The organism is Mangrovicoccus sp. HB161399 (genome assembly GCF_013184745.1).
GTDB lineage: Bacteria > Pseudomonadota > Alphaproteobacteria > Rhodobacterales > Rhodobacteraceae > Mangrovicoccus.
Genome location: NZ_JAATVU010000003.1, coordinates 57,799 through 75,747 on the forward strand (window position 1 = coordinate 57,799; position 17,949 = coordinate 75,747).

14 protein-coding genes are annotated in these 17,949 nt (G+C 68.6%); 9 read left to right on the forward strand and 5 right to left on the reverse strand.

What is annotated here, in order from left to right; translation table 11 throughout:
• The first annotated feature begins 338 nt into the window (after positions 1-338).
• Complete coding sequence (mqo, locus tag HCC78_RS02555; protein ID WP_256368200.1) at positions 339-1,919, forward strand: malate dehydrogenase (quinone); 1,581 nt, start codon at positions 339-341, stop codon at positions 1,917-1,919.
• A 7-nt stretch (positions 1,920-1,926) separates the two neighbouring features.
• Here mqo and HCC78_RS02560 read toward each other — a convergent pair whose 3' ends face one another.
• Genes HCC78_RS02560 through HCC78_RS02570 form a run of 3 tightly spaced genes read right to left on the reverse strand, consistent with a single transcriptional unit; the run spans position 1,927 to position 4,210 of the window.
• Positions 1,927-2,598 (reverse strand): RES family NAD+ phosphorylase, encoded by a 672-nt coding sequence (locus HCC78_RS02560; protein WP_172327174.1) that lies wholly within the window; start codon positions 2,596-2,598, stop codon positions 1,927-1,929.
• On the reverse strand, positions 2,598-3,266 hold the full coding sequence (locus HCC78_RS02565) for a hypothetical protein (protein ID WP_172327175.1): 669 nt from the start codon (positions 3,264-3,266) through the stop codon (positions 2,598-2,600). The genes HCC78_RS02560 and HCC78_RS02565 overlap by 1 nt, the downstream gene beginning before the upstream one ends.
• A 56-nt stretch (positions 3,267-3,322) precedes the next feature.
• Positions 3,323-4,210: an AraC family transcriptional regulator gene (locus HCC78_RS02570; protein ID WP_172327176.1), complete on the reverse strand. Its 888-nt coding sequence runs from the start codon at positions 4,208-4,210 to the stop codon at positions 3,323-3,325.
• Positions 4,211-4,378: 168 nt separating this feature from the next.
• Between HCC78_RS02570 and HCC78_RS02575 the strand changes: the two genes are divergently transcribed.
• The 3 genes from HCC78_RS02575 (at position 4,379) to HCC78_RS02585 (ending at position 8,503) form a co-directional block, all read left to right on the forward strand.
• On the forward strand, positions 4,379-6,472 hold the full coding sequence (locus tag HCC78_RS02575) for a TonB-dependent siderophore receptor (RefSeq protein WP_172327177.1): 2,094 nt from the start codon (positions 4,379-4,381) through the stop codon (positions 6,470-6,472).
• Between the two features lie 100 nt (positions 6,473-6,572).
• Entirely contained in the window at positions 6,573-7,613 is a 1,041-nt protein-coding gene (locus tag HCC78_RS02580; RefSeq protein WP_172327178.1) for an SIP domain-containing protein, read from the forward strand.
• Entirely contained in the window at positions 7,610-8,503 is an 894-nt protein-coding gene (locus HCC78_RS02585; protein WP_172327179.1) for an alpha/beta hydrolase, read from the forward strand. Before HCC78_RS02580 ends, HCC78_RS02585 begins: the two co-directional genes overlap by 4 nt.
• Positions 8,504-8,626: 123 nt before the next feature.
• Here the strand turns inward: HCC78_RS02585 and metH are convergent, their stop codons facing one another.
• Entirely contained in the window at positions 8,627-12,382 is a 3,756-nt protein-coding gene (gene metH / locus HCC78_RS02590; RefSeq protein ID WP_172327180.1) for a methionine synthase, read from the reverse strand.
• A 188-nt stretch (positions 12,383-12,570) separates the two neighbouring features.
• On the opposite strand from metH, the gene HCC78_RS02595 reads away from it, so the two are divergent.
• Positions 12,571-13,491 (forward strand): sulfotransferase, encoded by a 921-nt coding sequence (locus tag HCC78_RS02595; RefSeq protein ID WP_253949007.1) that lies wholly within the window; start codon positions 12,571-12,573, stop codon positions 13,489-13,491.
• A gap of 51 nt (positions 13,492-13,542) precedes the next feature.
• On the opposite strand, the gene HCC78_RS02600 is transcribed toward HCC78_RS02595, so the two are convergent.
• Positions 13,543-13,764, reverse strand: a complete 222-nt coding sequence (locus tag HCC78_RS02600; RefSeq protein ID WP_172327181.1) for a hypothetical protein — start codon at positions 13,762-13,764, stop codon at positions 13,543-13,545.
• Between the two features lie 366 nt (positions 13,765-14,130).
• Here HCC78_RS02600 and dctP point away from each other — a divergent pair, with 366 nt between their 5' ends.
• The 4 genes from dctP (at position 14,131) to HCC78_RS02620 (ending at position 17,944) form a co-directional block, all read left to right on the forward strand.
• Positions 14,131-15,129, forward strand: coding sequence for a TRAP transporter substrate-binding protein DctP (gene dctP, locus HCC78_RS02605; protein WP_172327182.1), 999 nt, complete (start codon positions 14,131-14,133; stop codon positions 15,127-15,129).
• Positions 15,130-15,184: 55 nt separating this feature from the next.
• On the forward strand, positions 15,185-15,844 hold the full coding sequence (locus tag HCC78_RS02610) for a TRAP transporter small permease (protein WP_172327183.1): 660 nt from the start codon (positions 15,185-15,187) through the stop codon (positions 15,842-15,844).
• A complete protein-coding gene (locus HCC78_RS02615; RefSeq protein WP_172327184.1) occupies positions 15,841-17,145 on the forward strand; it encodes a TRAP transporter large permease in 1,305 nt (434 codons plus the stop codon). Before HCC78_RS02610 ends, HCC78_RS02615 begins: the two co-directional genes overlap by 4 nt.
• Positions 17,146-17,362: 217 nt before the next feature.
• On the forward strand, positions 17,363-17,944 hold the full coding sequence (locus HCC78_RS02620) for a cupin domain-containing protein (RefSeq protein ID WP_172327185.1): 582 nt from the start codon (positions 17,363-17,365) through the stop codon (positions 17,942-17,944).
• Positions 17,945-17,949: the final 5 nt, after the last annotated feature.

A 17,949-nucleotide genomic window follows, 5' to 3' on the forward strand; every position in this document is an offset into this window, starting at 1 on the left:
CGGGCGGAAATTGGTCAGGTCGTCTGTCCGGGACGCTGCGGCAGGTCCCGTCCGCCGCGCCGCGGCCGGTCTGCAGGGGCACGGAAATGCGGTCATAGCCATACGCTGGATGCATGTTTGATCTGCATCAAACAGGAGTCACTCGCCTGTTTTCGCCGCGCAGCGGAAACGTGTTCCAAAAAAGATAATTGAAAATCAGATTGTTAAAAATTCACATCGGATTATCACGTTCCCGTGCACACCTCAGGGTTGTGACCATGCCGCAATGCGGCGCTTGCATGTGCGGCCGCGCAAGATAATTTCGCGGCGGGGAGGCCCTGGACGATAGGGGTGTCATGATGGAATTCAGGAAACGGCGGGCAGACCGGCAGGTGGACGTGCTTCTGGTGGGCGGAGGCATCATGAGCGCGACTCTGGGCGTGCTGCTGCAAGAGCTCGAACCCGGCTGGTCGATCGAACTGACCGAGCGGCTGGACAGCGTAGCCGCGGAAAGCTCCAACGGCTGGAACAATGCCGGCACGGGCCATTCCGCGCTGTGCGAGCTGAACTACACGCCGCAGACCGCGGACGGCTCGATCGACATTGCCAAGGCGGTCGCGATCAACGAGCAGTTCCAGGTCTCGCGCCAGTTCTGGGCCCACCAGGTCGAGACCGGCGTCCTGAAGAACCCGAAATCCTTCATCAGCCCGGCGCCGCACATGAGCTTCGTGCGCGGTGCGGCCAATGTCGCCTTCCTGCGCAAGCGGTACGAGGCGCTGGTGCGGAGCCCGCTCTTCGCGGGCATGCGCTTCTCCGACGACCGCGCGCAGATCGCCGAATGGGCGCCGCTGATGATGCAGGGCCTCGATCCGGAGGTGCCCGTCGCCGCGACCTGGGCGCCGCAGGGCACCGATGTCGATTTCGGCGAGATCACCCGCCAATTCGTGGCCGCGCTGTCGGAGCGCCCGAATTTCGCCATGCGCACCGGCCGCACCGTCACCGGCATCCGCCGCAACCCGGCAGGCGGCTGGCGCGTGACCAGCACCGCCACGAACGGCGGGCAGACTGAATGCGTCGATGCGCGCTTCGTCTTCCTCGGTGCGGGCGGCGGGGCGCTGCCGCTCCTGCAGATGTCGGGCATCCCCGAGGCGCGCAACTATGCGGGCTTCCCTGTCGGCGGCTCCTTCCTGGTCTGCGAAAACCCCGAGATCGTCGCGCAGCACGGCGTCAAGGTCTACGGCAAGGCCGAGGCCGGCAGCCCGCCCATGTCGGTGCCGCATCTCGACCGCCGCACCATCGACGGCCGCGACATGCTGCTCTTCGGGCCGTTCGCGACCTTCTCCACCAAGTTCCTCAAGCAGGGCTCGCTCTGGGACCTGCCCAGCTCGATCACCGGGCGCAACCTGATGCCGATGCTGCAGGTCGGCGTGCGCAACTTTGGCCTGGTGGAATACCTCGCGGGCCAGCTGCGCCTGACCGAGAAGGACCGGATGGCCGCGCTGCGCGAATACTATCCGGAGGCGAAGGACGGCGACTGGCGGCTGTGGCAGGCCGGGCAGCGGGTCCAGGTGATCCGCAAGGAGCCGGGCCATGGCGGCGAGCTGAAGCTCGGCACCGAGATCGTCTCGGATGCCGACCGCAGCATCGCGGCGCTGCTGGGCGCGTCTCCGGGGGCCTCGACAGCCGCGCCGATCATGCTGGACCTGCTGGAGCGGATCTTCCCCGACCGTGCGGCCAGCCCGGACTGGCAGGCCAAGCTGCGCCGCATCGTGCCGAGCTACGGCTGCCCGCTGGGCGACGCGCCGGACCTGATCGCCCGCGAATGGGCCGAGACCTGCTGCCGGCTGGAGCTGCTGGAGATCGACGCGGAGGAGATCCGCAGCCGCATGGACCAGTTCCGCAGCACCGTGGTCGCGCCGATGGAGCAGGAGGCCGCCTGAGGCGGTCTCACAGCTCGATGTATTCGATCCCCAGCCGGTCCGCGAGATCGACGATGCCGCGGTGGCATCCGGGCGAGGCCACGCTGCGGCTCTGCCCGGGCGCCAGCGCTCCGGCCGCCCGGTCGCCGAACAGCACGAGGGCGAAGGCCGGACCCAGCTGGTGCGAGTGGTAGAACAGCCCCTGCGCCCGCGGCAGCGCCGCATGGATCGCCTCGGCCCAGGCCCGCACTGCCGGATAGCTGGCCGTCGGCCCGGCGATCAGGGCATTGTGCTCCACCCCCAGCGCCCGCTGTCCCGCCACGGTCAGGTCGGCGAGCGTCAGCTCCGCAGCCGTGGCCAGCGTGCTGTGGGCATGGCCCGCGTAATCCGACGGAAAGACGATCGTCAGCGGCGGCCGCCCGGTGGCGGGATCGGTTGCGGGGACGTCCGGGCTGCGAAGGATGATCTCGGCTGCCGCGCAGTCGAAGCTCTCTGCCGCGTAGATCGTCGGGATGATTGCCCCCCGTGCGTTGCGGATCGGCGAGAACCGGGCATTGCCGCGGTCGGTGTCGTTGAAGGCCGCGGCGCCGAACCGCGCGGGATGGATGCGGTGCAGCTCCGTTCCGGCGGGGATCGTGGCGAAGGCAGCCTTCTCCGCGCGCAGCCGCGACGGGTCGGGCACCGTGATCTCGAAGCGCATCAGCCGTGGTCCGGACGCTCCGCCGCCAGCCCGAAGGCGGCAAGCACCTCCGCGGGCCGGTGCCCCAGCGTGGCCGCCGGGGTTGCGCCGTCCAGCGCGGCATGCGGCCGGGTCAGCCAGTGCAGCAGCCGGAAATCGCTCCAGCTGTCCGGACGGCGCGACAGGATCGCGGCCATGGCCGGGTGGATGCGCCGCGCTTCGACGTCGAACTGGAAGAGCGGATAGCGCGCCCGTCCCTCGACCGAGAAGCGCAGGATCTCGCCCTTCTGCTCCTTGCGCTTCATCGTCGCCGAGGGGTTCGCCAGCGACAGGCCGAGCAGTTCGCAGGCCTCTGCCTGGTCCGCCATCGGCAGTCCGTCCAGCAGCCGCGTCTGCAGCCGTGCCCGGTTCAGCGCCTCGCGCAGGGCTGCGTCCTGGCCCTTGACCAGGCTTTCCTCCAGCCGCGCGCGGTAGGCCGAGACCAGCGCGCCGAATTCCGCGCTCAGCTCTGCCGAGAGCCGCGCGCCGATCGCGTCTGCCGTGCCCGGCGGCAGGTCGAGCCCGGCCGCCTCCAGCGTCACGTCGACATGCACATCCGTCGCCCCTGCGCTCCGGGCGGTGATCCGCCCGTCCTCGATCAGCCGGGCTGCGGGTTCGTGCGGGGGAAGGGGGCGGGCGGGGGCAGACATGGCGTTTCCTAGTGGTGCTATTTGATAAAGTCATATAGCGTATATAGCACATCCGGTCAATGCGGCGGCAGGGGCACCGCGCCGCGGCGGCTGGCCGAGGGCGGCTCGCCGTAGGCCCGGCGATAGGCGGTGGCGAAATTTTCCGGGCTGCCATAGCCTGCGATCCGCGCGGCCTCCGCCACCGGCACCGCGTCGGCGCGCAGCGCCCGCCGCGCGGATTCCAGCCGGATCCTCCGCAGATGCGCCTGGACGGTGGTGCCGTGCGCCTCGCGGTAGAGCCGCCGCAGCGTCGACAGGCTGACCCCGCCCTCCCGGGCGATCTCGCCGAGGCCGGGCAGGGGGCCGGTGCCGTCCCGCAGGAAGGCCTCGATCCGCGCCAGCCGCCGCCGGTCATGCGGGGCCAGCGCGCGGCCCGCGGCGGCCGGGGCAAGCCGCGCGAAGCTGCGCGCCACCAGAGTAAGGGCCAGCGCCTCGCCTTCAAGCCGGTCCAGCGGCGCCGCCGTGCCGGGCAGCCGCACCAGCCGCTCGAATCCGGCCACATCCTCGCTCCCCAGCGGCAGGGCGATCCGCCGCGTGCCCGCGGGCAGCGCCAGCCCGTGCCGTTCCATCCAGTCCCGCCCGAGGTTGATGTTCACCTTGCGCACGTATTCGCCCGCCCGCGCGCGGCGCAGGAAGGGCTCGGGCTCTTCCGTTGCGGTGAAGACCAGCCGCGGCGGAGCGTCGCCCGCCTGGCCAAGCCCCATCGTGCGGCCCGAGAGCCGCGCCTCGGTGCGGCCCTCCAGGAAGCAGTGCAGGATCACCCCGGGCGCGCGGGTGGCGCGCACCTCGAAGCCTTCGCGTGCCGTGGCATCCAGCGTGTGGATCCCGAAGCCGGGGCCGAACCCCGTTGCCGTCATCGTTCCGTCGAGCTTGGCGCGCACCTGCGCCGCCGGTCCTGCCGTCATTCCATGGCTCCGCATCCGGTCCGGCCCGCGCCAGGTCCGTCGCCGGAATGCGCTCCGGCAAAGACATCTGGCGGTCCGGCAAAGATCCCTGGCTACCGTCCCGGAGAGAGGTGGCTAATAATCCGACAAGAATACTCGGTTTAACGCGCCACCACAAGGATCCCGCCCGTGCCCTGCCTTTCCCCCCGCCGGCTGCTTCTGGCCACGACCTGTCTCGCCGCCCCGGCCACCGCGCAGGAGGCCACGGTCCTGGGCGAGATCACCGTCAACGCCTCCAGCTACGAAACCGAAGGCACCGGCAGCTACACGACCGACGAGGTCTCGGTCGGCGAGAAGGAGGTCCGCGACATCCGCGAGATCCCGCAATCCACCACGGTGATCACCAACAGCCAGATCCGCGACCGCGGCTTCACCTCGCTCGATTCCGCGCTGGCCAAGGCGCCGGGGATGCTGGTGCTGAACAACGATCTCGGCCGGTCCTCGCTGTTCGTGCGCGGCTTCGAGATGGACTACCTCTATTTCAACGGCCTGCCGGCGCCGCTCTCGTCGATCTACGGCACCCAGCCCGACCTGGCGATCGTCGACCATGTCGAGATCCTGAAGGGGCCGAACGGTCTGTTCGTCGGCACGGGCGAGCCCGGCGGCGCGGTGAACATGAGCCTCAAGCGCGCGCAGGAAGAGTTCGGCGGCTATGTCACCGTGACCGGCCAGAGCTTCGGCCGCGGCCGGATCGAGGGCGACGTGACCGGCAAGATTAACGAAAGCGGCACGCTCAGGGGCCGCGCGGTCTTCGCCCATGACGAGGGCGACGGCTTCGTAGACATGCAGGAGAACGCGGTCGATGTCGCCTACGGCACCTTGGCCTGGGACATCACCCCCGACACCGCGCTGACCTTCACGCTCAGCCACATGGAGCGGGACATCTCGCCCTTCAACGGCCTGCCGACCGACGGGGACGGCAAGCTGCTGGATGTCGACCGCTCCACCACGACGATGGCAGACTGGAACGACTTCGAGAACACCGTGGACGACTACATCCTCGAGCTGCGCCACGAGCTCGACGGCGGCGGCTTCCTGAAATTCTCGGGGCGCTACTCGACCCGCGATGTCGAGTTTCTCTATGCCTATGCGGGCTCGGCCGCGGACGAAAACAACGAGATCAGCCGCCTGAGCTGGCTCGCGCGGCAATACCAGGAGGACAGCCTGGCGCTCGACGCCTATGCCAGCCTGCCCTTCGATTTCGGCCAGGTGACCGGCAACCTGATCCTCGGCGCCGACTGGCAGCAGGTCGACTCGCGCATGTACCAGGCGCGCGGCGCCATCGCGGGCAGCTGGGATCTGGACGACTGGGACGTCTCCGACGTGGCCAAGCCGGATGTCGACTACTCCGCGCGCACCGAGACCGAGCTGGAACGCTACGGAATCTATTCCCAGCTGCGCGTCCAGCCGCTCGGCGGGCTCAACCTGATCGCGGGCGGCCGCTTCACCTGGTACGACCAGAGCTCGACCGACCTGGTGACGGACGAGGTGACCGACGATATCGGCGAGAACGGCCGCTTCACCCCCTATGGCGGGCTGACCTACGACGTGACCGGCTGGGCGACGCTCTATGCCAGCTACACCTCGATCTTCCAGCCGCAGACGGAGACCGACGCGGAGGACGAGCTGATCGATCCTGCCGAGGGGCGGCAGATCGAGATCGGCGCAAAGATGCGCTTCTTCGATGCGCTGAACGCTTCGGTCGCGCTCTTCGACCTGCAGGAGGACAACCGCGCCGAGGTGGCGCTCGGCACCTCCGACTACTACGCGATGGATGTCGAGAGCCGCGGCCTGGAGCTGGAGCTGTCGGGCGAGATCCTGCCCGGCTGGCAGGTCTTCGGCGGCTACACCTACACCGAGATGAAATACGTCGACGGGCCGATGGAGGACGCGGTCTTCAAGGGCTACACGCCCGACCACATGCTGCAGCTGGCGACCCAGTACGATTTCGGCCCCGGCGCGCTGGACCGGCTGTCGCTGGGCGGCAGCTTCACCTGGATGAGCGATTTCAAGTCGGTCAGCAGCCAGGGCGAGATCGAGGCCGAGGGCTATACCGTGCTCGACCTGGCCGCCGCGTGGGAGGTGACGGAGCAGAGCGAGATCCGGCTGCGCGTCAACAACGTGCTGGACGAGACCTACTATTCGCGCGCGGGCTCGCCCACCGTGTTCAACTTCTACGGCGCGCCGCGCAACGTGGAGGTTGCCTTCACCCAGCGGTTCTGATGGGAATGGCGGCGTCCGGCCGACCCGGACGCCGCCAGCCGGGGCGCTCAGCCCTGCGAGCCTTCGTTTCCAATGACATGACAGAGGAAGGATGCTGGCGATGACGGCACTCCCAGAGGCGCGCGGCGAGGCGCGCGGACCGTTCCCGGACGGATTGATCGACCGAGTGGCGCAGGAGATGCGCGAACACGGGCAGAGCCCGGCGCTGCGCTCCGGCGCGCTGCTGCTGGAAAGCGGCGGCGGCAGGGTGGAGATGGACCTGGACGGCGGCCGCTTCCGCGTGCGCATCGAGGCCGGGGACGCGACTGCGGTCCAGCGGCTGCGCGGCGCGATGCTGCACATGCTCGATCATGCCGCCGAGGGGCTGACCGACCGGATGGACTGGATCGGCGGCCCGGTGCCGGGCAGCCTGCCGCCCAACGTCGTCTTCGCTGCGGTTGCGGGCGTGACGCGGATCGGCGCGAATTTCCTGCGGGTGGAACTGCGCTCGGAGCAGCTGGAGACCTTTGCCGAGGGCGGCATGCATTTCCGCCTGCTGCTCCCGCGGCCTGGGCGCGCGCCGGTCTGGCCGGTTGTCGATGACCGCGGCCGCACGGTCTGGGCCAGGGGAGAAGATGCGCTGCACACGCCGGCCTACACCTTCGTGGACCTTGACCCCGCGGCGGGCACGATGAGCTTCGACCTCTACGAGCACGAGGGCAGCCTCGCCACCGACTGGGCGCGCGCGGCGCAGCCCGGGGCGGAGGCCGCGCTCTCGGGTCCCGGCGGCGGCGACTTCCCGCAAGGCAGCTGGATCCTGATGGGCGGAGACGAGACCGCGCTGCCGGCCATCCGGCGGATTCTCGCGCGCTCGGCGCCGGAGCGGCGCGGCCACGTGTTCATCGAGACCGGCGATCCGCGCGACCGGCTGCCGCTGGAGGTGCCGGAGGGGATCTCGGTGACCTGGCTCGCGCGCGGGGCAGGGCCGGATCTGGCGGAGGCCATGGCCTCGGTGCCGATGCCTGCGGCCGGGGAAAGTCGCTTCGTCTGGTGCGCGGCCGAGCGCGGCCTCGTCCGCCGGGCCAAGGCGCTGTTCCGCGACAGGGCAGGGCTGCTGTCCGGGGAGGGCTATTTCTCCGCCTACTGGACGGCCTCCGCATGATCCGCCTCAGCCGCCGCCGGGCGCTGGCGCTCGGGCTTGCCCTGCCTGCCGCGGCGATGGCCCAGCCCGTGCAGGAGCTGTCGCTGCCGAGCCTCTGGGACGCCCCGCCGCCCGGGATCCGCCTGCACCGCTTCCTGGTGCCGCGCGGGCCGGGGCTGGCGGCGCAGCGGATGCATCTGCTGGTCCCCGAGCGCGATCCGCCGCCCGGCGGCTGGCCGCTCCTCGCCGCGCTCGACGGGGCGGCGGTGGGCGAGGTGCTGGCGGGGATGCCGCCTGAAGCGCTCGGATCGCGTGCAGTGCTCGCCATCGGCCATGACGTCGCGCTGCGCTATGCGCTGGAGGACCGGACGCTGGATTTCACGCCGCCGGTTGCCGAGGGTCCGCAGCAGGATCCCGCGGGCCGTCCGGCGGGCGGCGCGGCGGCTTTCCTTGGCCGGATCACCGGACAGATCCTGCCGCAGGCGGAGCGCCTGGCCCCGCTCGACCCGCAGGCGCGGACGCTTTGGGGCCATTCCTATGGCGGGCTCTTCGCGCTCCATGCCGCCTTCGCGGGGGCGCCCTTTGCCCGGATCGTGGCGGCCAGCCCGTCGCTCTGGTGGGATGGCGGCCGCGCCTGGCAGGGCTGGCTGGACCGGCTCGCCGCGGGCGGGGCACCGCAGATGCAGGTCGATCTCGAGTCGGGCACGGCCGAGGCCGCGCCGAAGCCGCGGGTCGACACGCCGCAGGTGCGCGCGATGCTGGCCATGCGCGAAAAGCTTCCCGTCGGTGCGCTGCCGCAGCTCGATGCCGCCCTGCGCGCGGCGGGCGTTCCGGGCGCTCTGACGCTCTTCCCCGGGCTCGGCCACGGTCCGGCTTTCGCCGCATCTCTGGAGGCGGCCCTCGGCGCCTGACACCCCGCGGTTCCGTCCGGGGGCAGGCGCGGGCCCGACCCGGCTGCCCCCGGGAAGAAAGGCCGCAGGCCAGCCGGGTCGGGCCTTCCTGTCACTCCGGCCGCAGCACTCGGGCGGCCGGCGTCACTCGGCGGCGACCCCGGAGGCTCCGCCGGGCGTGTAGTTCAGGATCGGCGCCAGCCAGCGCTCCACCTCTTCGACGCCCATGCCCTTGCGGGCCGCGTAGTCCTCGACCTGGTCGCGCTCCACCTTCGCCACGCCGAAATAGTAGCTGTCGGGATGCGCCAGGTAGAGCCCCGAGACCGAGGAACCCGGCCACATCGCGAAGCTCTCGGTCAGGGTCACGCCGGTCGCCGCGGTGGCATCCAGAAGCTTGAACAGAGCCGTCTTCTCGGTATGGTCGGGCTGGGCCGGATAGCCCGGCGCCGGGCGGATGCCCTCATAGGGTTCGGCGATCAGCTCTGCGGGCGCGAAGTCTTCGTCGGCATAGCCCCAGAGTTCGGTGCGCACCAGCTCGTGCATCCGTTCGGCGAAGGCCTCGGCGAAGCGGTCGGCCAGCGCCTTGACCATGATCGAGGAATAGTCGTCGTTCGCCGCCTCGAACCGCGCCGCGATCTCGGCTTCTTCCGGACCTGCCGTCACCACGAAGCCGCCGACATAGTCCGCCGTGCCCTCGGGCGCGACGAAATCCGCGAGCGCCACGTTCGGCCGCCCGGTGCGCTTCGCGGTCTGCTGGCGCAGGGTGTGCAGCACGGCACGGGTCCCGGTCCGGTCCTCGCCGGCAAAGAGCCGGATGTCGTCGCCGTCGCGGTTGGCAGGCCAGAAGCCGACCACCGCCTTCGGCGTGAACCACTTCTCGGCGATGATCTTCTCCAGCATCGCCTGCGCGTCGGCGAAGAGCTGCTTGGCCGCCGGGCCCTGCTTCTCGTCCTCGAGGATGCGCGGATAGACGCCCTTCATCTCCCAGGTCTGGAAGAACGGCGTCCAGTCGATGTACTCCGCCAGTTCGGCCAGATCCCAGCTGTCCCAGACCTTGGTGCCGAGGAAGCTCGGCGCCTTCGTACCGGCATGCTCCAGCGCCAGCGCATTGGCGCGGGCATCGGCCAGGCTGATCCGCTTCTTGGCCAGCTCGGCGCGGGCATGGCGCTCGGCGACGTCGGCATATTCGCCGCGCACGCCCTCGACATAATCCGCCACCTGCGTCGGCGACAGCAGCGCCGAGACCACGCCGACGGCGCGGCTGGCGTCGGTGACATAGACCGCCTGGCCCTTGGCATAGCGCGGATGGATCTTCACGGCCGTATGCACTTTCGAGGTCGTCGCGCCGCCGATCAGCAGCGGGATGTCATAGCCCTGGCGTTCCATTTCGGCAGCGACATGGACCATCTCGTCCAGAGACGGCGTGATCAGGCCCGACAGGCCGATGACATCGACCTTCTCGTCGCGGGCGACCTGCAGGATCTTCTCCGCCGGAACCATGACGCCGAGGTCGATGATCTCGTAGTTGTTGCAGGCCAGCACGACGCCGACGATGTTCTTGCCGATGTCGTGGACGTCGCCCTTCACGGTGGCCATCAGCACCTTGCCGGCGCTCTCGCGGCCCTCGCCGCCCGACAGGCGCTTTTCCTCTTCCATGTAGGGCAGCAGCACGGCGACGGCCTGCTTCATCACGCGGGCGGATTTCACCACCTGCGGCAGGAACATCTTGCCCGCGCCGAAGAGGTCGCCGACCACGTTCATCCCCGCCATCAGCGGGCCTTCGATGACATGCAGCGGCCGTTCGGCGGCCTGGCGGGCCTCTTCGGTATCGGCGTCGATGAATTCGGTGATGCCGTTGACCAGCGCGTGCTCCAGCCGCTTCTCGACGGAGAATTCGCGCCAGGACATGTCCTTCTCGCGGCCCTTGGCGCCGCCTTGGCCGCGGTAGCGCTCGGCGATCTCAAGCATGTTTTCGGTTGCCGAGCCGCCATTGGCGGGGGTGCGGTTCAGGACGACATCCTCGCAGGCCTCGCGCAGACCGGCGTCGATCTGGTCATAGACCGCCAGCTGGCCCGCGTTGACGATGCCCATGTCCATGCCGTTCTGGATGGCGTGGTAGAGGAACACGGCGTGCATCGCCTCGCGCACCGGCTCGTTGCCGCGGAAGGAGAAGCTGAGGTTCGACACGCCGCCCGAGATATGGACATGCGGGCAGTCCGTCGTGATCCGCCGCGTCGCCTCGATGAAGTCGACGCCGTAATTGTCGTGCTCCTCGATGCCGGTGGCCACGGCAAAGACGTTCGGGTCGAAGATGATGTCCTCTGGCGGGAAGCCGACTTCCTCGGTCAGCAGCTTGTAGGCACGGGTGCAGATCTCGACCTTGCGGTCCTCGGTATCGGCTTGCCCGGTCTCGTCGAAGGCCATGACGATCACGGCCGCGCCGTAGCGGCGGCAGAGCCGGGCCTGCTCCAGGAACAGCGCCTCGCCCTCCTTCATCGAGATCGAGTTGACGACGGCCTTGCCCTGCACGCATTTCAGCCCGGCCTCGATCACCTCCCATTTCGAGCTGTCGATCATCACCGGCACGCGGGCGATGTCGGGCTCGGCCGCGATGAGGTTGAGGAATTCAATCATCGCCTGCTTGGAGTCGATCAGGCCCTCGTCCATGTTGACGTCGATGATCTGGGCGCCGTTCTCGACCTGCTGGCGCGCGACATCCAGCGCTTCGGCATAGTCGCCGTTCGTGATCAGCTTGCGGAACTTGGCCGAGCCGGTGACATTCGTCCGCTCGCCGACGTTCACGAAGGGGATTTCCGGGGTCAGCACGAAGGGTTCCAGCCCCGAGAGCCGCATAAGCGGCGCCTGTTCCGGGATGGCGCGCGGGGCGCAGTCCTTCACCGCCGCGGCAATGGCGCGGATATGGTCATAGGTCGAGCCGCAGCAGCCGCCGACGATGTTCACCAGACCGTCGCGGGCGAATTCGGCGACCTGCGCGGCCATCTGGTCCGGCGTCTCGTCGTATTCGCCCATCTCGTTCGGCAGGCCGGCATTGGGATAGGCGCAGACCAGCGTGTCGGCGACGCCCGAGATCTCGTCGATATGGGCGCGCATCGCCGCGGCGCCGAGCGCGCAGTTCAGGCCGATGGTCAGCGGCTCGGAATGGCGCACCGAATGCCAGAAGGCGGTCGGCGTCTGCCCCGAGAGGGTGCGGCCCGACAGGTCGGTGATCGTGCCCGAGATCATCACTGGCAGGCGCATGCCGATTTCCTCGAAGACCAGCTCGCAGGCGAAGATCGCGGCCTTGGCGTTCAGCGTGTCGAAGATCGTCTCGATCAGCAGGATATCGGCGCCGCCCTCGATCAGGGCGCGGGCCTGTTCGGCATAGGCATCCTTCAGCTGGTCGAAGGTCACCGCCCGGTAGCCCGGGTTGTTCACGTCGGGCGAGATCGAGGCGGTGCGGTTGGTCGGGCCGAGCGCGCCCGCGACGAAGCGCTTGCGGCCGTCCTCTGCCTCGGCGCGGTCCATTGCCTTGCGCGCCAGCCGCGCGCCCTCGACGTTGAGGTCGCGCACCGCGCCCTCCATCGCGTAGTCGGCCTGCGCGATGGTGGTAGACGAAAAGGTGTTGGTCTCGACGATATCCGCGCCGGCCATGGCATAGCGGTAGTGGATGTCCTCGATGACGTCCGGGCGCGTCAGGTTGAGAAGGTCGTTGTTGCCCTTCTGCGGCTTGTCGCTGTCATGGGGAAGGTGGCAGGAGCAGGCCCCGCCGCCGCAGCCCTGGAAATCGCCCTCCGATAGGCCCAGAAGCTGGATCTGCGTCCCCATCGCGCCGTCGAGGATCAGGATGCGCTCGGAAGCGGCCTTGCGGATGTCTTCGAAGACAGGAGAGAGTTTCAGCATTTCGGGCCACCTTTCGCACGGACGGACCCGCGCTACATGTTTTGGCAGCCAAAGCCAAACTCATAATCTTCAACGAGACTATGAAAGTTGCTCACATCCGGGCCGCGGACGCCCGGCGGCAGGCCTTTCATATTCCGCTTTCCCGGTCCGTGGGCCTGCCCTAGGCTGGCCGCATCCGGGGAGGCATCATGGCCATCGACGCGCATCGCATTCCAGTGCCGGGCGGCTGGACCGGGCAGGGGCCGCCGCTGCGCCGCGTGGACGGGCTGGAGGGCCGGACCTTCCTGATCTGCGTCGGGGCGATGAAGGCGGCGACCAGCTGGCTGTTCTCGCAGTTCCGCGCCATGCCGGATGTCGCGGTCTCGCCGCTGAAGGAGGTGCATTTCTTCGATGCCAAGTTCGGAGGCGGCGGCGCGGCGGCCGATCCCGAGGCGCTGGCCATGCACCGCCTGGCCTTCCATATGGGCCAGCCCGGCGATCCCGCGGAGAACCTGCGGACCCGTCCCGCCTTCCGCGCCAGCGTCGACCGGCTGCGCATGATCTATGACGACAGTGCCTATTTCGAGCATTTCGCCAGCCTGGTCCGACCGCGGACCCGGGTTCTGGCCGATATCACCCCGGCCTATGCCTGCATCGGCGCGGAGGGGTTCCGCTTCATGCGCCATGCCTGCGAGGTCCAGCAGGTGGTGCCGCGGCTGCTTTTCATCCTGCGCGACCCGGTGGAGCGGCTCTGGTCGCATCTTCGCTTCCTGCCGCAGCTGAACCGCGGCGTTGATCCCTGCCGGGACTGGCCGGAACTGCTGCGCGACCCGGCGGTGCTAGCGCGTTCCGACTACAGCGGCACGATCCTGGACATGGAGCAGGCCTTCGCCCCGGAGGAGATCGCCGTCCTGTTCTCGGAGACTCTGGCAGGGGAAGGCTTCGGGACGCTCTGCAACCGGCTCGGGATCGGCCCTGCGGGCGCGGACGGGGCGGCGCGCGTCAACCGCACGAAGCTGGAGGCGCCGCTGCCGGAAGAGGCCCGCCGGGCCTTCCGCGAGGTGCTGGCGCCGCAATACGAGTTCTGCCGCGCGCGCTTCGGCGCTGCCCTGCCGGAAGGCTGGGGCTAGCCGCGGCGATGGCCGCGCGGCAGGGCGCCGCGCGGGCCGGGGGCCGGCAGGTCAGAACAGGTCGCTCCAGCCGCCGTCGGAATCCGTGTCGAAGCCGGGATCGAAGCCGGCATCCGGGTCGGGTGCGCGGTCTTCGGGTCCCGCGCCGCGCGGCGGTCCGATGTCCAGCTGGGCCAAGGTCCTCTGGACGATCTCCGCCACGGCGTCGTCATCCTCGATGGCCTTGAGGACCGCCGTCTTGATCTGGAAGCCCGGCCGCAATTCTTCTGTCATGCGCATTCCTCCTCCTGTTGGCTGGCTCAGGGTACACGGCATGCGGGTCCAAGTCGAAGGAATACGCCCCCAGGGTGGTTCCGGCGCGGCCCGAGGCGGGCCGCCGTTCCGCCGGATTCGGGCATGGTGTTTAATCACGGGGTGCCGACAGTTTAACATTTGAATGCATTCTGGGCGGCGCGTTCGGCGAAAGATGCGAAACAGGGCAGGATTGAAACGCCGTCTGGCCGATCGGCGCGGAAATATCGCGAAATTCCGTCAATTTGGCGATCAGAACGTTTAATATATTTGTGACATGTGAGGCTGCGTGCTACCCGGCCGCATCCTTTGCCCGAGGGGCAATCCCGCATCAACCGGAGACCGAACATGTCCATCGCGACAGCCTTCCGCGCCACCGCCGCCGCCACTGCTCTCTTCGCCGCCGCATCGGGTCCCGCCGCCGCGGGGGAGTCCTTCATCCTCGCCCATGCGATGAATTCCGAGCATGTCTTCCACGTCCTGTCCGAGAATTTCATCGCCGATCTCGGCGGCGATTTCGACGTCGCCTACCACCCGGCCGGCGATCTCGGCGACTGGACCTCGATCTTCGAGCAGACCATGCAGGGCGTGGTGCCGATGTCGATCACCTGGGCGGCCTCCGAATTCGACCCGCGGCTCGATCTGACCTGGCTGGGCTATGTCGCCTCCGACTGGGAAAGCGCCCGTGCCGTCTACGGACCAGGTTCGGAAATGCTGCGCATATACAATGACATCCTGTCCGATCTGGACCTCGTGGCCATCGGCATCGTGCCCGCCGATTTCGGCTCCATCGTGATCCGCAAGGGAGTCGATGCGCGGCCGACGAACTTCCCCGAGGATGGCCGCGGCGTGAAGATCCGCGTGCCCGGCGTGGCGATCGGCGTCGACCGCTTCGCCAATTTCGGCTTCTCCGCCGTGCCGATCCCGCTGGCCGAAGTCTACACCGCGCTGCAGCTCGGCACGGTCGATGCCCGTGCCTTCTCGACCGCGGTCGAGAGCTACAACATGCGCGACGTGCTCGATGCCACGATCCTGACCAACGACTATTTCGATGCCGCCTTCTGGCTGGTCAACAAGGACTGGTGGGAAGGGCTCGACGCGGCGGACCGCGATGAGCTGCAGGCCGCGGCGGACAAGGAGATCGGCGCAGCCTGGGGCGAAGCCGAAGCCAAGAGCGATGAATATCTTGCAAAGCTCGAAGCCGAGGGTGTTGAAGTGATCAGGCTGGATGACGCGCAGATGGCGAAGGCCAAGGCGATCGTCTACGAAAACGAGTGGCCCGCGATGGAAGAAGTCGTCGGCCCCGAGATCATGGCCAAGCTGCGCAAGGCCGCCGGCATCGAATGACGCCCCGCGGGGGCCGGTCCGGCCGGTCCCCGCCCGCAACAGCCGGAACCCTCCCATGTCCCGCATCTCCCACCAGCATCCGCATGCTCCGGTCGGCGCGGCCTCGTACCATTACGTCGCCGAGCTGGAGCCCTCCGAACCTCCCGAGCAGGTCAACGCGATCCCCGAATGGGAAACGCACGGCCTGCACCGCGCCATTCTCGCCGCCGAGTCTGTCCTGGCGAGGCTGATCTTCGCCGCGCTCTTCCTCTTCGGCCTGGCTCTCGCCGGGCTGATGTTCGCGCAGGTGCTCCTGCGCTATGTCTTCCAGTCGCCCTTCGTCGGCATCGAGGAGATCGCGCTGCTCTTCGGCGTCTGGATCTACTTCCTCGGCATGGCCTACGTCACGCGCCAGGGCGAACATATCCAGGGCGGCATCCTGACCCTGGTCATCCGCGACGCCCGCAGCATCCAGGCCATCCGCATCGCCGTCACCGCCATCTCCATCGCCGCCGCCGCGGTGCTGGGCTGGTACGCCATCCAGTATTCTCTGTTCGAGATCGAAAAGGGCCGGATGAGCCCGTTCATGCGCTGGCCCCGCTGGCTGTGGTCCTCGTCGCTGGTCGCGGGCTTCGGCGGCATGATCCTCTATCTCGTCCTGCAATTCGCAAACCAGGTCATCGCCCTGCGCAACCCCGCGCTGCTGGCCGCCCGACAGGGGGACCCCCTCCAATGACGCTGTTCTTCCTTTCCATGGCGCTGGTGGTGATCCTTCTGCTGGCCGAGATGCCGATCGCGCTGGCCTTCGGCACCGGGGCACTGGTCTTCGGCGTCGCCACCGGCTCGGACGTGTCCTTCCTGATCCCCTATGCCTACCAGACCACCTCGGGCTTCGCGCTGCTGGCGCTGCCGCTCTTCGTGCTCGCCGGCACGCTGATGGCCGAGGGCGGGATTTCCGAGCGGCTGCTCGATTTCGTCAATGCCTTCGTCGGCCGGATCAAGGGCGGTCTCGGCGCCGTCACGGTGATCACCTGCGCGCTGTTCGGCGCGATCTCGGGCTCGTCCTCCGCAGCCATCGCCGCGATCGGCCAGATCATGATCCCGCGCATGGTGCGCGAAGGCTACCCGGCCGGACATGCCACCGCGCTGGTCGCCTGTTCCTCGGTGCTGGCGCTGATGATCCCGCCCTCGATCCCGATGATCGTCTTCGCGATCACCGGCGGGCTCTCCGTGGGCGCGGCCTTCCTGTCGACGCTGGTCCCGGGCATCCTGCTCGGCGCCGTCTACGTGATCCTGAACTTCGTCTTCCTGCGCAAGGTCGACACGATCCGGGTGGAGCCCCCGCTGAGCCCGGCGGAGACGGTCCGCACCATCGGCCGGTCCGGCATCCGCGCCTTCTGGGCGCTGCTGATGCCGGTGCTGATCCTCGGCGTGATCTATTCCGGCATCGCCACCCCCACCGAGGCCGCGGCCATCGCGCTGGTCTATGCGATTCCGGTCGGCTTCCTGGTCTATCGCGGGCTGACCCCGAAGAGCTTCGCCACGTCCTTCGTGCGCGCGGCGATCACCACCGGGTCCATCGTCTCGGTTCTGTTCTTCCTCTTCATGATGAGCCGCGCGATGATCCTGCAGCAGGTGCCCAAGGAGGTCTCCGAGGCGATGCTGTCGCTGTCGGACAACAAGATCGTCATCCTGCTGCTGATCAACCTGGTGCTGCTCTTCATCGGCATGATCGTCGACGACATCTCGGGCTCGGTCCTGGCGGCGATCATCTTCCTGCCGGTGATCAAGGAGCTGGGCATCCACCCGATCCATTTCGCCGCCATCGTCGGCACCAATCTCGGCCTCGGAAACGTCTCGCCGCCCTGCGCGCCGATGCTCTACATGGCCGGCGGCGTGTCGAAGCTGACCCTCGACAAGTATATCGGGCCGACGCTGAAGTTCCTGGTTTTCGGGCACCTGCCGATGACCATGATCGTCACCTTCGTCCCGGCGCTGTCGCTGTGGCTGCCGCGCATGCTGATGGGCATCCAGTAGCGGCCGACCCCCCTTCCGGCCTGCGGAGGCGCCCGGATCCCGCGATCCGGGCGCCTTTCCGCGTCATGGGGGCCGTTGAATATATCGAGCGCTCCGGCAGGGCTTGCCGGGGGGGCGGAAATTGGCGCAAGGACAGGCGCGGCGCCATCTGTTCCCCGCCGGGAGCGGGGGCTATGCTGCGCCAGCCGCTTTGCAGAACGGGGACGGACAGGCCGCGATGGATTTTGATGTGGGCGCAAGGCTGCGCGAGGTGCGCACGGCGCGGAACCTGTCGCAGCGCGAGATCGCGGCGCGGGCGGGGGTCACCAACGGGATGATCTCGCTGATCGAGGGCAACAAGACCAGCCCGTCGATCTCCTCGCTGAAGAAGATCCTCGGCGTGCTCGGCCTGACGCTGTCGGAGTTCTTCCAGGAGGACGAGGAGCCGCAGGCCGACCGCTTCGTCTTCCGCCATGACGAGCTGAAGAAGATCACCCCGGCCCAGGTGGCCGAGGCGGGGATCGACCTGCCGCTCAACACCCTGACGCTGCGCCGGGTCGGCACCGGCAAGGACAGCGCGCTGCTCCTGCTGCACGAGATCTACGAACCCGGCGCCGATACCGGCGAGCCCTATGCCCATGAGGGTGAGGAGGGCGGCTTCGTCATCGAGGGCGAGCTGCTGCTGGAGGTCGACGGCCGCGCCGAGGTGCTGCGCCCGGGCGACGCCTATCTCTTCGCCAGCACCAAGCCGCACCGCTTCCGCAATATCGGTCCGGATCGCTGCGTCGTGGTCAGCGCCTCGACCCCTCCGACTTTCTGACGCGC

What these genes read in the sequence shown, in the direction of transcription:
- HCC78_RS02585 (WP_172327179.1), top strand. Translation starts at nt 7,610, where the DNA reads ATGATCCGCCTCAGCCGCCGCCGGGCGCTGGCGCTCGGGCTTGCCCTG.
- HCC78_RS02570 (WP_172327176.1), bottom strand. Translation starts at nt 4,210, where the DNA reads ATGACGGCAGGACCGGCGGCGCAGGTGCGCGCCAAGCTCGACGGAACG.
- HCC78_RS02580 (WP_172327178.1), top strand. Translation starts at nt 6,573, where the DNA reads ATGACGGCACTCCCAGAGGCGCGCGGCGAGGCGCGCGGACCGTTCCCG.
- HCC78_RS02610 (WP_172327183.1), top strand. Translation starts at nt 15,185, where the DNA reads ATGTCCCGCATCTCCCACCAGCATCCGCATGCTCCGGTCGGCGCGGCC.
- metH (WP_172327180.1), bottom strand. Translation starts at nt 12,382, where the DNA reads ATGCTGAAACTCTCTCCTGTCTTCGAAGACATCCGCAAGGCCGCTTCC.
- mqo (WP_256368200.1), top strand. Translation starts at nt 339, where the DNA reads ATGGAATTCAGGAAACGGCGGGCAGACCGGCAGGTGGACGTGCTTCTG.
- HCC78_RS02615 (WP_172327184.1), top strand. Translation starts at nt 15,841, where the DNA reads ATGACGCTGTTCTTCCTTTCCATGGCGCTGGTGGTGATCCTTCTGCTG.
- dctP (WP_172327182.1), top strand. Translation starts at nt 14,131, where the DNA reads ATGTCCATCGCGACAGCCTTCCGCGCCACCGCCGCCGCCACTGCTCTC.
- HCC78_RS02595 (WP_253949007.1), top strand. Translation starts at nt 12,571, where the DNA reads ATGGCCATCGACGCGCATCGCATTCCAGTGCCGGGCGGCTGGACCGGG.
- HCC78_RS02620 (WP_172327185.1), top strand. Translation starts at nt 17,363, where the DNA reads ATGGATTTTGATGTGGGCGCAAGGCTGCGCGAGGTGCGCACGGCGCGG.
- HCC78_RS02560 (WP_172327174.1), bottom strand. Translation starts at nt 2,598, where the DNA reads ATGCGCTTCGAGATCACGGTGCCCGACCCGTCGCGGCTGCGCGCGGAG.
- HCC78_RS02600 (WP_172327181.1), bottom strand. Translation starts at nt 13,764, where the DNA reads ATGACAGAAGAATTGCGGCCGGGCTTCCAGATCAAGACGGCGGTCCTC.
- HCC78_RS02565 (WP_172327175.1), bottom strand. Translation starts at nt 3,266, where the DNA reads ATGTCTGCCCCCGCCCGCCCCCTTCCCCCGCACGAACCCGCAGCCCGG.